We start from the raw sequence: 13,947 nt of genomic DNA, 5'->3' as shown, positions 1-13,947 counted from the left end.
TCGACACGCCGGTGTCCGGTCCGTTCGAGCCTACGCCAGCGCGTGCGCGGAGCCCGGCTACGCGGGCGGCGTGCCTGCCGATAGCGTGCAGCGGTGCCCGTCCTGCTGCTGCCGGGAGTCGTCCTGCCCGACTCCACCGACGCACTGGTCGTCCTCGACCTGCTCGGGATCTTCGTCTTCGCCACCTCGGGAGCGCTGGTGGCCGTGCGGCGGCACTTCGACGTGTTCGGGGTGCTGGTGCTCGCGGGCACGACCGGCCTCGGGGGCGGGTTCCTGCGCGACGTCCTCATCGATGCCACGCCGCCGGCCGCGCTGGCGGACTGGCGCTACCTCCTCGTGCCGGTCACCGCCGGCCTGCTCACCTTCGTCTTCCACCCGGTCGTGGGCCGGCTCGAGCCGATCGTGACCGTGTTCGACGCGTTCGGGCTCTCGTTGTTCTGCGTCACCGGCGCGCTCAAGGCCGTGGAGTACGGTCTCGGCCCCATCCCGGCCGCCCTGATGGGGATGGTCACCGGGATCGGGGGCGGCATGGTCCGAGACGTGCTGTCCGGCCGGCCGCCGGACGTGTTCAGCGGCAACCTGTACGCCACGCCCGCGCTCGCCGGGGCGGCGATCGCGGTGGGGCTCGACCACCTCGACCAGCCGTTCGCGCTGGTGGCGGGCGCGGGGGCGGGGTTCTGCCTGGTGCTGCGCCTGGTCGCCGTCGTGCTCGACCTGCGCGCGCCCCTGCCCCGCGGGCCGTCCTCGGTCTAGGCGCCCGGGGTCACTTCCCCAGCACCTTCTCGAGGTAGGGGTTGGTGAAGACCCGCTCCGGGTCGAGCTGGTCGCGCAGGTCGAGGAACTCGTCGAAGCGCGGGTAGAGCGCTGCGAGGTCGTCGACGCCGAGGCTGTGCATCTTGCCCCAGTGGGGGCGCGCGTCGTAGTGGCGCAGCACCTGCTCGACGCCCGCGAAGTACTCCGTGTGGTCGGCCTTCACCGGCACGTGGAAGGCGAGATACATCGACGCGCGGCCAGCGGCGGTTGACAGCGCGATGTCGTCGGCCGGGGTGGAGCGGATCTCGATCGGGAAGCCGATGCGCCAGCCCGCCGCGTCGATCACCCGGCGAACCTCCTTGAGCGCCTCGAGGCCGACCTGGCGGGGGAGCGCGTACTCCATCTCCTTGAACCGCACGCGGCGCGGCGAGGTGAACACGCGGTGCGCGATGTCGCTGTAGGTGCGCTCCGAGAGCGCGCCGCCGGAGATCTGGTTGAGCCGCGGGACGGCCGCCGGCGCGCGGTTGCCGACGGCGGTCAGCGCGCCGAACACGGTGTTGGAGAGGAACTCGTCGTCGCGCCACCGCTTGAACCGGCCGAGGGGGCGCAGGTCGTCCAGCTCCGCCAGCCGGTCGTTCAGCTTGGTCATCACGTGGTCCGTGTGGGGGAACCAGTAGGCGTCGACGTGGTGGTGGTCGGTCGTCAGCTCGTCGTACGTCGCCATGGCGGCGTCCCACGACATCGGCCGCTCCTGGGCCTCGAGGGCGAACAGCGGCTCGACGTTGAGGGTGATCTCGGTGAGCACACCGAGCGCGCCGAGCCCGACGCGTCCGACCTCGAAGAGCTCGCGGAACGAGGTGGGGGAGGCGGTGATGATCTCGCCCCGGCCGCTGATCATGGTGAAGGAGGCGATCTGCGCGGACAGCGAGGCGACGGTGCCGCCGGTGCCGTGCGTGCCGGTCGAGGTGGCGCCCGCGAGCGTCTGCTCGTCGATGTCGCCCATGTTGTGCAGCCCCATCCCCAGGCGGGCGAGCTCGGCGTTGAGGACACGCAGGGGGGTGCCGGCCTGCACGGTGACGGTCATCGCCTCGCGGTCGACCGACACGACACCGGAGAGGTGGTCGGGACGCAGCAGGGTGTCGACCGGGGCCGAGATGCCGGTGAAGCTGTGCCCGGCGCCCGCCATCTTCACGGTGGTGCGGTGGGCGACGGCGCGTTCGACGACCTCGACGATCTGCGACGCGACCGTCGGAGTGACCTCGTCGCGCGGCTGGGCCCGCTCGGTGCCTGCCCAGTTGGTCCACGAAGCCATGGGGAGAGGGTAGTGGGCGCCACCCACGTCACTAGGCTGATGGCATGTTCTCGCCTGCCGGTCCAGACGTCTCGCCGTACGACGCCCTGCTGCTGCTGTCCTTCGGTGGCCCGGAGAAGCCGGACGACGTGGTGCCGTTCCTGGAGAACGTCACCCGCGGGCGCGGGATCCCGCGCGAGCGGCTCGAGGAGGTCGGCGAGCACTACTTCCTCTTCGGCGGCCGGAGCCCGATCAACGACCAGAACCGCGCCTTCCTCGCGGCCATCCGCGAGGACCTCGCCGGCAGCGGCATCGACCTCCCCGTCTACTGGGGCAACCGCAACTGGACGCCCTACCTCGCCGAGGCGCTCGCGCAGATGCGTGACGACGGGATCACCCGGGCCGCCGTCCTGACCACCTCGGCCTACTCGTCCTACTCCTCCTGCCGTCAGTACCGCGAGAACCTCGCCGACGCCGTCGCCGAGGTGGAGGGGGCACCCCGGCTCGACCGGCTCCGGCAGTACTTCAACCACCCGGGCTTCGTCGAGCCCGTGGTCGACGCCACGCTCGCCGGTCTGGCCGAGCTGCCCGACGGCGTGCGCGAGCGGGCCGAGCTCGTCTTCGTCACCCACTCGATCCCCACGGAGATGGCGGCCACCAGCGGGCCCGACGGGGACGCGTACGTGCGCCAGCACCTCAGCGCCGCCGCCGAGGTCACCTCGCGGGTGCGGCAGGAGACCGGGCGCCACCACGAGCAGTCCCTCGTCTACTGCTCGCGCTCCGGATCGCCGCGCACCCCGTGGCTGGAGCCCGACGTCAACGACCACCTCCCAGCCGTCGCGGAGCGCGGTGGACGGGCGGTGGTGCTCATCCCGGTCGGCTTCGTGTCCGACCACATGGAGGTCATCTACGACCTCGACACCGAGGCCCTGGCCACCGCGGAGAAGCTCGGGCTCGAGGCCGTGCGCGCCGCGACGCCGGGCGTTGACCCGCGGTTCGTGGCCATGGTCCGAGACCTGCTGGTCGAGCGTGCGGCCGCCGAGCGCGGGGAGTCGGTCGAGGCGAGTGCCGTCGGCGACCTGCGGGCCTGGCCCGGGGTGTGCGCGGTCGGCTGCTGCCCCAACCCGCGCGGTGAGCGCCCCGCCCTGTGCGGGATGGACGCATGAACGAGCGCAGCGAGCGAATCAACAAGAACAGCGCCCACAGTGCCTCATGGACGCACGGAGCGAAGCGAGTACGGCCATGAGCACGCTCCTGTTGGACCACGAGGCCCTGCGCGAGCTCGCCCTCGCCGTCGCGCGTGAGGCCGTCGTGCTGGCGCGGACCATGCGCCGCGGCGGCATCGACGTGGCCGACACCAAGTCCAGCTCGACCGACGTGGTGACCGCCGCCGACCGGGCCAGCGAGGAGCTGATCCGCGAGCGCATCCTGGCCGTCCGGCCCGACGACGCGATCATGGGGGAGGAGGGCGCCGACCACCCCGGCACCTCCGGCGTGCGCTGGATCGTCGACCCGATCGACGGCACGGTCAACTACCTCTACGGCCTGCCGGAGTGGGCGGTGTCCATCGCCGCCGAGCACCGCGGCGAGATCGTCGCCGGGGCCGTGATCAACGGCACGTCGGGCGTGGAGTACGCCGCCGCGCGGGGCTCGGGCGCGACCCGCGACGGGGTGCCCATCGCCGTACGCCCCAGCCCGCCGGTCGCCGAGCGGCTCGTGCACACCGGGTTCGGCTACCGCGCGGACGTGCGCACCCACCAGGCCGCCTGCGTCGCGGCCCTGCTGCCGCGTGTGCGCGACATCCGCCGCCACGGCTCGAGCGCCCTCGACCTGTGCCACGTCGCCGACGGGAGCGGCGACGCGTACGTCGAGGAGGGGCCGCGTCCCTGGGACTACAGCGCCGCCTCGCTGGTGCTGACGGAGGCGGGCGGACGCTTCGGGGTGCTCCCCGGGCGGCTGCACGAGTCCGTCCCCGACGCGCCCACCGGAGCCCTCGTGGTCGGCGCCCCGGCGGACGGTTGGGAGACCTTCCTGGAGGCCCTGTCGGGGGCCGGATTCCTCGCCCGCGACGAGCGGGAATAGCCGCGCCCGGTCACCTGTTGGGGCGTCACGTCGGGACCGCCGTGGCGCAAGTGATCGCCATGGTGCACAATCTGCCGACGTTGGACATGAACGATCCAATTGGAGCCGACGGCCGGATCGTTCGCGAAGGGGAGAGAGACGACCATGGCTACTGACTACGACGCGCCTCGCAAGACCGAGGAAGACCAGAGCGAAGAGAGCATCGAAGAGCTCAAGGCTCGCCGGCACGACAAGAACTCCGGCAAGGTCGACGAGGACGAGACCGAGGCGGCCGAGTCCTTCGAGCTGCCCGGTGCCGACCTCTCGCACGAGGAGCTCGCCGTCGAGGTGATGCCCACCCAGGCCGACGAGTTCACCTGCATGAGCTGCTTCCTGGTGCACCACCGTTCGCAGCTCGCGGACGCCAAGAAGATGATCTGCCGCGACTGCGCCTGATCACCCGGACACAGCACGAGGCCGCGCCCCATCGGGGTGCGGCCTCGTTGCGTCACCAGCGACTCAGCTGGTGGGAGCGGGCGCCTTGTCCTTGTCCTGGTCGTCCTTCTGCAGCCCGGGCGGCAGGTGGCCGGTGGAGCGGGCGTAGTAGTTGGCCGCCCGCCGGGTCGCCAGCATCCGGGCGATCGCGATCAGCGTGCCGCTGACGGCCGCCCAGGCCACCGCCTCCCACAGGTCGACGTCGGGGTCGGCGGGGTTGGCCGGCGGGTTCTTGCCGGTCGCCGCGCGCCAGGTGGTGTTGAGGCCCTTCTTCGCGACTGCCGCGGCCCCGAGGGCGGCGACGAGGGAGAAGGCAGACCATGCCTTGCTGCTGTCAGATGCCATGGGGAGACACTACCCAGCAGTGCGCTCGGCCATGAGCGCCGCGACCAGCCGCTCGGGCCGGCGGCTGCTGAGCAGCCAGTACGGCGCGGGGTCGGCCGGGTCCGTGAGGTCGACCCGCACGCCCCGCTTGAGGTAGGGCCGCAGCAGCAGGTAGGCCCGCACGTCCGCGTCCCGCCCCGCCTGCAGCCGCATCCCGTCGGCGTCCAGCGCCGTCACGGCCCCGACGTGGCGGGTGGAGATGTGCGCGCGGCCGGCCCGGAGCTCGTCGCCGTCGACGCTGATCCGCGCGGCGCCGTACGCCCCGAAGAGGCCGGCCATCAGCGCGAGGGCGAGGCCGGTCACGGTCCAGGCGACGGTCTCGGGCACCGCGACGACCAGGGCCAGCCACAAGGTGGCGACCAGCATCGTCCCCTGCACCCACCAGCGCAGCGGCACGCTCAACCGTTCCGCGAACTCCACGGCGCAGAGCCTAGGCGGCCCGCGCGCACGCGGCGCTGGCGGGTAGATTCTGCGCCCGTGCCCGACCAGACGCCCGACCGGACGCCCGACCTCGACGTCGCGATCGTCCGTCTCGACCCCGACCTGCCGCTGCCGTCCTACGCCCACCCCGGCGACGCCGGCGCCGACCTGCACGCCGCTGTCGACGTGGAGCTGCAGCCCGGTGAGCGGGCGCTCGTGCCGACCGGCATCTCGATCGCGCTGCCCGACGGCTTCGTCGCCCTGATCCACCCGCGGTCCGGGCTGGCAGCCCGCCACGGCCTGTCGATCGTCAACACCCCCGGCACCGTCGACGCGGGCTACCGCGGGGAGATCAAGGTGCTGCTCGTCAACCACGACCGCACCGAGCCCGTCGCCCTGCGGCGCGGCGACCGGATCGCGCAGCTGGTCGTCCAGCGCTTCGAGCGGGCGCGGTTCGTCGAGGTCGACGCACTCCCCGAGTCGGTGCGTGGCGCGGGAGGCTACGGTTCTACTGGCGGATTCACACCCGCTGCCCAGCGTGACCACGAACGGAGTGACTGACGTGAGGTTCGGCCGCAAGTCGCAGCCCGACACCGAGACGACCACGGGTGAGCCGGAGGACGTGACCGCCGAGGCGCCGGCCCAGCCCCGCACCGACGGTCCCTTCGACGAGTCGCAGGTGATCGGCGACGGGGTGCAGCGTGTCGACCTCGGCTCGCTCCTGATCGCGCCGAGCGAGGGCCACGAGCTGCGCCTGCAGGTCGACGAGAAGACCGGTGCCGTGCAGTCCGTGATGCTCGCCGGCCAGGACGGCGCCCTCGAGGTGCAGGCCTTCGCCGCGCCGCGCAACGGCGACCTGTGGGGCACCGTCCGGCCGCAGATCCAGGCCGACATCACCGGCCGTGGGGGCAAGGCGGAGGAGCGCGAGGGTCCGTTCGGGACCGAGCTGATCTGTCAGGTCCCCGTCCAGAAGCCCGACGGCACCGTCGGGCTCCAGCCCTCGCGCATCATCGGCGTCAACGGCGAGCGGTGGATGCTGCGCGCGTCGTTCCTCGGCCGTCCGGCCGTGGCGCCGGACGAGGCCGGGACGTGGGAGGCGGCGCTGGCGCAGGTCGTCGTACGCCGCGGGGCCGGCGCCATGCCGGTCGGCGAGCCGATCCCGGCGATCCTGCCCGACCAGGCCCGACGGGTGAAGTGACCCGCCGTGGGTGAGAAGACCGAGGACGCTGCGCCGCACGACAGGCGCAGTCGCCTGCGGCGCAGCCTGTCGCGCTGGGCCGACAGCGGCGAGGCGCACGCCCGCGACCTGCGGGCGACCTACGCCGAGGCGGGTGACGTGAGCATCGCCGACGCCCCCGACCGGGAGCGCGTGAGCCTGCGCGGCACGATCAAGACCGTGACGCTGCGCCCGCGCGGCGGCGTGCCCGCCCTGGAGGCGGAGCTGGAGGACGGCAGCGGCGTCATCACCATCGTGTGGCTCGGGCGGCGGCGGATCGCCGGCATCGGCCCGGGCCGGGCGATGCGGGTCGAGGGCCGGATCGGCTCCGCGACCGGGCACCGCGTCCTGTTCAACCCCCGCTACGAGCTGATCCCGTGACCGACTCGACCCCGGGCGGCCCGTCCTCGGGCGCGCCGTCCTCGGGTGCGCCCGCGTCGGGTGCGTCTTCCTCGGGCGCGCCCGCGTCCGTGGAGACGGTCGAGGCCGTCGTCCGCCAGCAGCTGTCCCAGGCCCTCGGCGGCCGGCGCGGCATGGCCGAGGCGGCCGTCCCCACCATCGTGTTCACCGTCCTGTGGCTGACCACCCGCGAGCTCAACCTCGCGCTGATCGTGAGCGTGTCCGCGGCGGTCGTGCTGCTCCTCGTCCGGCTGGTGCAGCGCTCCAGCGTGCAGTTCGTCGTCAACGCGCTGGTCGGCATCGGCATCGGGTGGCTCTTCGTGGCCCGCTCGGCCGCGAACGGTGGCAGCGAGCAGGAGCAGGCGCTGGCCTACTTCCTCCCCGGGATCATCTACAACTCCGGCTACACCGTCGTGCTCGCCCTGACCTGCCTGGTCGGGTGGCCGATCGTCGGGTTCATGGTCGGCAGCGTCACCGGCGACCCGACGGCCTGGCACCAGGACAAGCAGATCGTGAAGCTCTGCACACGGCTGACCTGGCTGCTGGTGCTGCCCTGCCTGCTGCGCGTGCTCGTGCAGGCGCCGGTGTGGCTCGCGGGCAACTCGGGATCGATGGACGCCGACACCGCGGTGGCGGTCCTGGGCGTGCTCAAGATCGGTCTGGGCTGGCCGCTCCAGCTCGCCGCCCTCGGCGCGATGGTGTGGATGCTCACCCGCAACCACACGCCGATCACGGCGCCCGCGGAGTCCTGAGGGCTGCTAGCTGCGGTCGCCGCGCGGGTTGAGGAGCTTCTGCAGCCCCTCCTCGAGCTCGGCCGGGACGACGAACAGCAGCTCGTCGCCCGCCTCCAGCGGCTGCTCGCCGCTCGGCGTGTAGACCTGGCCGTCGCGCAGGATCGTCACCAGCGCGCAGTTGTCGGGGAAGGGGACCAGGCCGCTCGGCGTGCCGACGTAGGGCGACTCGGGCGGCAGGGTCATCTCGACGAGGTTGGCGTTGCCCTGGCGGAACGTGAAGAGCCGCACCAGGTCGCCGACGCTGACCGCCTCCTCGACGAGCGCGGACATGATGCGCGGGGTCGAGACGTTGACGTCGACGCCCCAGGCCTCGGTGAAGAGCCACTCGTTGTTGGGGTGGTTGACCCGACCGACGGTGCGCGGCACGCCGAACTCGGTCTTGGCCAGCAGCGACGTCACCAGGTTGGCCTTGTCGTCACCGGTGGCCGCGATCACCACGTCGCACTTGTCGAGCTGCGCCTCCTCGAGCGAGGAGAGCTCGCACGAGTCGGCCAGCAGCCACTCGGCGTTGGGGACCCGCTCGGGGCGGATCGAGCCGGGGGACTTGTCGATCAGGAGCACCTGGTGCCCGTTGTCGATCAGCTCGCGGGCGATCGAGCGACCCACGGCACCCGCTCCGGCGATGGCGACTCTCATCAGCGCTCCTCGGGTCCGGCGTCGAGCACGGAGTAGGCGTGGGCGGCCACTTCCTCGCGCATCACGAGGTGCAGCATGTCGCCCTCCTGGATGACGGTCTCCCGGGTCGGGATCATGCCCTCGCCCAGGCGGTCGATCCAGGCGATGCGGCAGCGGGACTGCTCCTGGAGGTGGATGGTGCGCTCGCCGATCCAGCGTTCAGGCACCTGGATGTGGTCGACCCGGATGGTCCCCGACGGGTCGCGGAAGTCGGGTTCGGCGCCGGCGGGCAGCACCCGACGCAGCACCTGGTCGGCGGTCCACTTGACCGTGGCGACGGTCGTGATGCCGAGTCGCTGGTAGACCTCGGCGCGGCCCGGGTCGTAGATGCGGGCGACGACCTGCTGGATGCCGAACGTCTCGCGCGCCACGCGGGCAGCGATGATGTTGGAGTTGTCACCACTGGACACGGCCGCGAAGGCGTCGGCGCGACGGATGCCGGCCTTCTCCAGGACCTCCTGGTCGAAGCCGTAGCCGGTCACCTTGTCGCCGTTGAACGACGGGCCGAGGCGGCGGAACGCATCGGGGTCGCTGTCGATGACGGAGACCGTGTGGTTGCGCTCCTCGAGGCTCCGGGCAAGGGTCGAACCGACCCGGCCACACCCCATGATGACGACATGCACGAGGGAACCGTAACGCAGATGACTACGCTGTCCCCTCGTGAGTGTCGGCGACGTATCGAAGCGGATCCTGCTGGGGCGCAAGCTCCGTAGCAGCCAGTTGGGCGAGACGCTCCTGCCCAAGCGCATCGCGCTGCCGGTGTTCGCCAGCGACGCCCTCTCGTCGGTGGCCTACGCCCCCGACGAGGTGTTCATCATGCTCAGCGTCGCGGGGGCCTCGGCCTACGTCTGGAGCTGGAAGATCGGCCTCGTCGTCGCGCTCGTCATGCTCACCGTGGTGGCCTCCTACCGGCAGACGGTGCACGCCTACCCGTCGGGCGGCGGCGACTACGAGGTGGCCACGGTCAACCTCGGTCGCAACGCCGGCATCACCGTGGCGAGTGCCCTGCTCGTCGACTACGTCCTGACGGTGGCGGTGTCGATCTCGTCGGCCTCGCAGTACGCCGCGGGCGCGATCCCGTCCCTGATCGGGCACGAGGCCACGGTCGCGACGGTCGCGGTCATCCTGCTCGCGGCGCTCAACCTGCGCGGGGTGCGCGAGTCGGGGGGCTTCTTCGCCGTACCCACGTACCTGTTCATGGTCGCCATCCTCGGCATGTGCGCCTTCGGCCTGCTGCAGCTGCTGGTCGGCAACCTGCCCCTCGCGGAGAGCTCCCAGCTCGAGATCGAGCCGGCCGACGGCTGGGACGGCCCGCTCACCCAGGTCGCGATGGTGTTCCTGCTGGCCCGGGCGTTCTCGTCGGGCTGCGCGGCGCTGACCGGGGTCGAGGCCATCTCCAACGGCGTGCCCGCCTTCAAGCGGCCCAAGAGCAAGAACGCGGCGACGACGCTGCTCCTGCTCGGCCTGATCGCCGTGTCGATGATGATGAGCGTCATCGTGCTGGCCAACCAGATGCGGATCCGGTACGTCGACCCACACGAGCTCGACCGGTTGCGGACCGCCGCCGGGGGAGCGCTGCCGGGCGGCTACGAGCAGCACCCTGTCATCTCGCAGATCGCCCACGGCGTGTTCCGCGACTTCTCGCCGGGCTTCTACTTCGTGGTCACCGTCACCGGCATCATCCTCGTGCTCGCGGCCAACACCGCGTTCAACGGCTTCCCGGTGCTCGGCTCGATCCTGGCCCAGGACGGGCTCGCCCCGCGCTCGCTCGGCTCGCGCGGTGACCGGCTCGCCTACAGCAACGGCATCGTCTTCCTGGCCGTCATGGCGATCATCCTCATCCTGATCTTCGACGCCGAGACGACCAAGCTGATCCAGCTCTACATCGTCGGCGTCTTCGTCTCGTTCAACCTCAGCCAGCTCGGGATGATCCGCCACTGGACGCGTCACCTCAAGGACACCACCGACCCGACGGCGCGCCGCCGGATGATGCGCTCGCGGGCAATCAACACCTTCGGGCTGGGGATGACGGCGGTGGTCCTGGTCATCGTGCTGCTGACCAAGTTCCTGGCCGGGGCGTGGATCACGATCATCGCGATGATCGTGTTCTTCATGATCATGAAGGCCATCAGCGGCCACTACTCGATGGTCGCCGAGGAGCTCGCGGCCGACGAGCAGGACAAGGTGCTCCCGACCCGGGTGCACGCCATCGTGCTCGTCTCCAAGCTGCACAAGCCGACGCTGCGTGCGCTCGCCTTCGCCAAGGCGACCCGGCCCAACCTGCTCGAGGGGGTCTACGTCTCGATCGACGCCGAGGCGACCAACAAGCTCATGGAGGAGTGGGACGAGCGCAACCTCGACACCCCCCTCAAGGTGCTCCACTCGCCGTACCGCGAGATCGTGCGGCCGATCGTGGAGTACGCCCAGGAGATCCGTCGCTCCAGCCCGCGCGGGGTCGTCGCGGTCTACATCCCGGAGTACGTCGTCGGGCGCTGGTGGGAGCAGGTGCTGCACAACCAGACCGCCCTGCGGCTCAAGGGCCGGCTGCTCTTCACGCCCGGCGTGATGGTCATCTCGGTGCCCTACCAGCTCCGCTCGTCCAGGATCGCCGCCGAGCGCGAGTCGCGCGAGGCGAAGCGGGTGCAGGCCGGTGACCTGCGCTCCGGTCGCGTGCGCGACTCGGGCAGCATCGACTACGACCGTCAGATCGACCCGTGACCCGTCGCCCCCGGCCGCGCAAGGAGCGGGGACGCTCGAGGGTCGGGGAACGCTTCGAGGCGGAGGTCGGGCCGGTGGCCCACGGCGGCCACTGCATCGTCCGGCTCCCCGAGCCCGAGTCGCGGGTCGTCTTCACCCGTCACTGCCTGCCCGGCGAGCGAGTCGTCGTGGAGATCACCGAGGGGACCGACGGCGACCGGTTCTGGCGCGGCGATGCGGTCAGCGTGCTCGAGCCCTCACCCGACCGCGTGCCCGCCCCCTGCCCCGTCTCCGGTCCCGGGCTGTGCGGCGGGTGCGACTTCCAGCACGTGGCGGTGTCCGCCCAGCGCGGTCTGAAGGCCGCCGTGGTCGCCGAGCAGCTCCGTCGCCTCGCCGGCCTCGACGTCGACGTGACGGTCGAGGCCGTGCCCGGTGACGTGGAGGGCCTTCACTGGCGCACCCGCATGCAGTGGGCCCACACCCCCGACGGGCGGCGAGGTCTGCGGGCGCACAGGTCGCGACGCGTGGTGCCGGTCGACGACTGCCTGATCGCGGCCCCGGACGCCCGCGAACCAGTCACCGACGTGACCGTGACGGAACAGGTGCTCGACCACTCGTTCACCGTCTCCGGCGACGGCTTCTGGCAGGTCCACCCCGGCGCCGCGACCACCCTCGTCTCGACGGTGCTCGACGTGCTCGCGCCGCAGCCGGGGGAGAAGGTCCTCGACCTCTACGCCGGGGTCGGGCTGTTCGCCGCCTTCCTCGGCGATGCCGTGGGCGACGGGACCCGGGTCGTGGCGATCGAGGCCGACCGCGCCGCCTCCGGCCACTCGAAGGGCAACCTCGCGCACCACCGGGGTGCCGTCGTCGAGTGCGGGCCCGTCGAGAAGGTGCTCGCGTCGGCGTACGACGAACCGTTCGACCTCGTCGTCCTCGACCCGCCCCGCGAGGGCGCCAAGCGGGCCGTGGTGGAGCAGGTCGTCGACCGAGCACCCCGGGCCGTCGCGTACGTCGCCTGCGACCCCGCCGCCCTCGCCCGCGACGTCGCGATCTTCGCCGAGCACGGCTACCGCCTCGAGACACTGCGGGCCTTCGACCTGTTCCCGATGACCCACCACGTCGAGTGCGTCGCCCTGTTGACCCGAAACTGATCCTGCGAGGCGTGGGGCGGAACTAGGATCGCGCGAGTGCGTCTCGTCTCGGCTGTCCTCGGGTTCCTGCTGAGGAAGGCCGGTCTGCTCGCGGCGCTGGTGGTGGCCCTGTTCCTCGGCTACCTGGTCGTCCAGACCGCGGTCCCGGCCCTCAAGGAGGCCGTGACGGACCGGGAGCGACTGCAGCAGGTGACGGAGGAGCGGGCCGCGCTCGAGGATGACCTCGCTCAGCTGCAGGGCGCCGCGGACGAACGCCGGAGCGCGGCCGTCGACTCGCTGCGGACCACGGTCGAGGCGGAGCTCGCCACTGGCAGGCAGGAAGTCGCCGACCAGCGGGACGAGCTGGAGGTTCGCATCGAGGAGGGCGACGACTGCAGTCGGCTCCGAGAGGCGATCGAGAGCCTGCCCGTGGTGCCGAATACGTGCGAGCTCAAGGAGCGGGCGGCCGATGCGGCGCGGGACACGCTGACCACCCTCGAGCGCAACCTCGCCACGGCCGAGGACGAGGCCGCGGTCCTCACGGACCCGTCGTTGAGCAACGAGGAGAAGCTGGCCCGTCTCGGGGAGGACGGCGAGCTGTCCTCGAACGATCGGGAGATCGACGACACGGAGTCGGCGCTGGAACAGAAGAAGGCCGAGGAGGCGAGCCTGGAGGAGGCCCAGGGGTCCGGCGTCGGTTGGGTGGTCGACCAGTGGGCGCAGTCGTGGAGGTGGCTGGCCGCCATCGCACTGCTCGCTCTCGTCCTGCCCGGAGCACTGCGCGTCGTCAGCTATTTCGTGCTGATGCCGATCGTGAGTCGCGCGCACAGGCCGATCCACCTGGCCGAGGACCTCGACGACTCGTCGGCCCGCGTCGACACCACGCCGGCACAGCGGACGATGACGATCGAGCTCGGCCCCGGAGAGGTGCTGTCGGCGCGGTCGGAGCATGTTCGACCCGTGGAGGGAACGATCCGCAGCCGGCTCCTGTACGACTGGTCCGCGCCGTTCGTGAGCTTTGCCGCCGGCCTCTACGGACTCAGCCGGGTGACCGGCGACCAGGAGGGCACCACGGCGACCTTGGCTGCTCCGGACGACCCGGACTCGTACCTGATGCGCATCGACTTCGCAGACCACCCGGGCCTGGTGATGCACCCAAAGCACGTCGTCGGCGTCATGGGTGCCCCGGTGCTTCGGACCAGGTGGCGTTGGGGCGTCGTGTCTCTGGCCACCTGGCAGGTGCGCTACATCATGTTCGGCGGCACCGGGAGCCTGATCGTCCAAGGCACTGGCGATGTCGTCGCGACGACCCCACGCGACAGGTCCACCCGGATGGAGCAGCACCTGGTGATGGGCTTCGACTCCCGCCTCACCGTCGGCGTCAACCGGACCGAGGTGTTCTGGCCGTACCTCTGGGGCCGAACCCCACTGGTCGACGACCAGTTCACCGGTCGTCACCCGCTCTTCTGGCAGAAGTCGAGCACCACCGGCCCGACCAACCCGATCACGAAGACGTTCGACGCCGTGTTCTCGGCGTTCGGCAAGCTGCTCGGGTTCTGAGGGCTCGTGCCCTCATGACCAGCGGCGCGGCGTACAACCGCCTTCGCTAGGACCTGAGTCCACAGGGGACTC

The 13,947-nt window shown here is 71.5% G+C and carries 16 protein-coding genes; 11 read left to right on the top strand and 5 right to left on the bottom strand.

Annotation, left to right across the window (positions count from 1 at the left end):
- Positions 1-93 precede the first annotated feature (93 nt).
- The gene (locus C7S10_RS18265) at positions 94-753 is read left to right on the top strand and encodes a trimeric intracellular cation channel family protein (RefSeq protein ID WP_243395459.1); all 660 of its coding nucleotides are present in this window, start codon (positions 94-96) and stop codon (positions 751-753) included.
- A gap of 10 nt (positions 754-763) precedes the next feature.
- On the opposite strand, the gene C7S10_RS18260 is transcribed toward C7S10_RS18265, so the two are convergent.
- Positions 764-2,065, bottom strand: coding sequence for a D-arabinono-1,4-lactone oxidase (locus tag C7S10_RS18260; RefSeq protein WP_108345882.1), 1,302 nt, complete (start codon positions 2,063-2,065; stop codon positions 764-766).
- Between the two features lie 44 nt (positions 2,066-2,109).
- On the opposite strand from C7S10_RS18260, the gene C7S10_RS18255 reads away from it, so the two are divergent.
- The 3 genes from C7S10_RS18255 (at position 2,110) to C7S10_RS18245 (ending at position 4,561) form a co-directional block, all read left to right on the top strand.
- Complete coding sequence (locus C7S10_RS18255; RefSeq protein ID WP_108345881.1) at positions 2,110-3,210, top strand: ferrochelatase; 1,101 nt, start codon at positions 2,110-2,112, stop codon at positions 3,208-3,210.
- 76 nt (positions 3,211-3,286) lie between these two features.
- A complete protein-coding gene (locus C7S10_RS18250; RefSeq protein ID WP_108345880.1) occupies positions 3,287-4,126 on the top strand; it encodes an inositol monophosphatase family protein in 840 nt (279 codons plus the stop codon).
- Positions 4,127-4,270: 144 nt separating this feature from the next.
- Positions 4,271-4,561, top strand: a complete 291-nt coding sequence (locus C7S10_RS18245; protein ID WP_108345879.1) for a DUF4193 domain-containing protein — start codon at positions 4,271-4,273, stop codon at positions 4,559-4,561.
- A gap of 63 nt (positions 4,562-4,624) precedes the next feature.
- On the opposite strand, the gene C7S10_RS18240 is transcribed toward C7S10_RS18245, so the two are convergent.
- Positions 4,625-4,945, bottom strand: coding sequence for a DUF4235 domain-containing protein (locus tag C7S10_RS18240; RefSeq protein ID WP_108345878.1), 321 nt, complete (start codon positions 4,943-4,945; stop codon positions 4,625-4,627).
- Between the two features lie 9 nt (positions 4,946-4,954).
- Positions 4,955-5,404 carry a DUF3093 domain-containing protein gene (locus C7S10_RS18235; protein ID WP_108345877.1) on the bottom strand — a complete coding sequence of 150 codons (450 nt, stop codon included), beginning with the start codon at positions 5,402-5,404 and terminating at the stop codon, positions 4,955-4,957.
- A 57-nt stretch (positions 5,405-5,461) separates the two neighbouring features.
- Between C7S10_RS18235 and dut the strand changes: the two genes are divergently transcribed.
- The 4 genes from dut to C7S10_RS18215 are packed head-to-tail and all read left to right on the top strand — an operon-like array spanning position 5,462 to position 7,771.
- Positions 5,462-5,965 (top strand): dUTP diphosphatase, encoded by a 504-nt coding sequence (gene dut / locus C7S10_RS18230; RefSeq protein WP_108345876.1) that lies wholly within the window; start codon positions 5,462-5,464, stop codon positions 5,963-5,965.
- Positions 5,958-6,602: a DUF3710 domain-containing protein gene (locus tag C7S10_RS18225; RefSeq protein ID WP_165807214.1), complete on the top strand. Its 645-nt coding sequence runs from the start codon at positions 5,958-5,960 to the stop codon at positions 6,600-6,602. Before dut ends, C7S10_RS18225 begins: the two co-directional genes overlap by 8 nt.
- A gap of 6 nt (positions 6,603-6,608) precedes the next feature.
- The gene (locus C7S10_RS18220) at positions 6,609-7,001 is read left to right on the top strand and encodes an OB-fold nucleic acid binding domain-containing protein (protein WP_108345874.1); all 393 of its coding nucleotides are present in this window, start codon (positions 6,609-6,611) and stop codon (positions 6,999-7,001) included.
- Positions 6,998-7,771: a DUF3159 domain-containing protein gene (locus tag C7S10_RS18215; RefSeq protein ID WP_108345873.1), complete on the top strand. Its 774-nt coding sequence runs from the start codon at positions 6,998-7,000 to the stop codon at positions 7,769-7,771. Before C7S10_RS18220 ends, C7S10_RS18215 begins: the two co-directional genes overlap by 4 nt.
- Before the next feature lie 6 nt (positions 7,772-7,777).
- On the opposite strand, the gene C7S10_RS18210 is transcribed toward C7S10_RS18215, so the two are convergent.
- On the bottom strand, positions 7,778-8,449 hold the full coding sequence (locus tag C7S10_RS18210) for a potassium channel family protein (protein WP_108345872.1): 672 nt from the start codon (positions 8,447-8,449) through the stop codon (positions 7,778-7,780).
- A complete protein-coding gene (locus C7S10_RS18205) occupies positions 8,449-9,111 on the bottom strand; it encodes a potassium channel family protein (RefSeq protein ID WP_108345871.1) in 663 nt (220 codons plus the stop codon). Before C7S10_RS18205 ends, C7S10_RS18210 begins: the two co-directional genes overlap by 1 nt.
- A gap of 37 nt (positions 9,112-9,148) precedes the next feature.
- Between C7S10_RS18205 and C7S10_RS18200 the strand changes: the two genes are divergently transcribed.
- From C7S10_RS18200 to C7S10_RS18190, 3 genes are read left to right on the top strand one after another with little or no spacing between them, the layout of a single operon-like run.
- On the top strand, positions 9,149-11,206 hold the full coding sequence (locus C7S10_RS18200) for an APC family permease (protein ID WP_108345870.1): 2,058 nt from the start codon (positions 9,149-9,151) through the stop codon (positions 11,204-11,206).
- Positions 11,203-12,336, top strand: coding sequence for a class I SAM-dependent RNA methyltransferase (locus C7S10_RS18195; RefSeq protein ID WP_108345869.1), 1,134 nt, complete (start codon positions 11,203-11,205; stop codon positions 12,334-12,336). Before C7S10_RS18200 ends, C7S10_RS18195 begins: the two co-directional genes overlap by 4 nt.
- Positions 12,337-12,372: 36 nt before the next feature.
- Complete coding sequence (locus tag C7S10_RS18190) at positions 12,373-13,875, top strand: hypothetical protein (RefSeq protein ID WP_108345868.1); 1,503 nt, start codon at positions 12,373-12,375, stop codon at positions 13,873-13,875.
- Positions 13,876-13,947 lie beyond the last annotated feature (72 nt).

The organism is Nocardioides currus (assembly GCF_003057875.1).
In the GTDB taxonomy this organism is placed as follows: domain Bacteria; phylum Actinomycetota; class Actinomycetes; order Propionibacteriales; family Nocardioidaceae; genus Nocardioides; species Nocardioides currus.
This window is presented reverse-complemented; position numbering and strand designations above follow the sequence as displayed.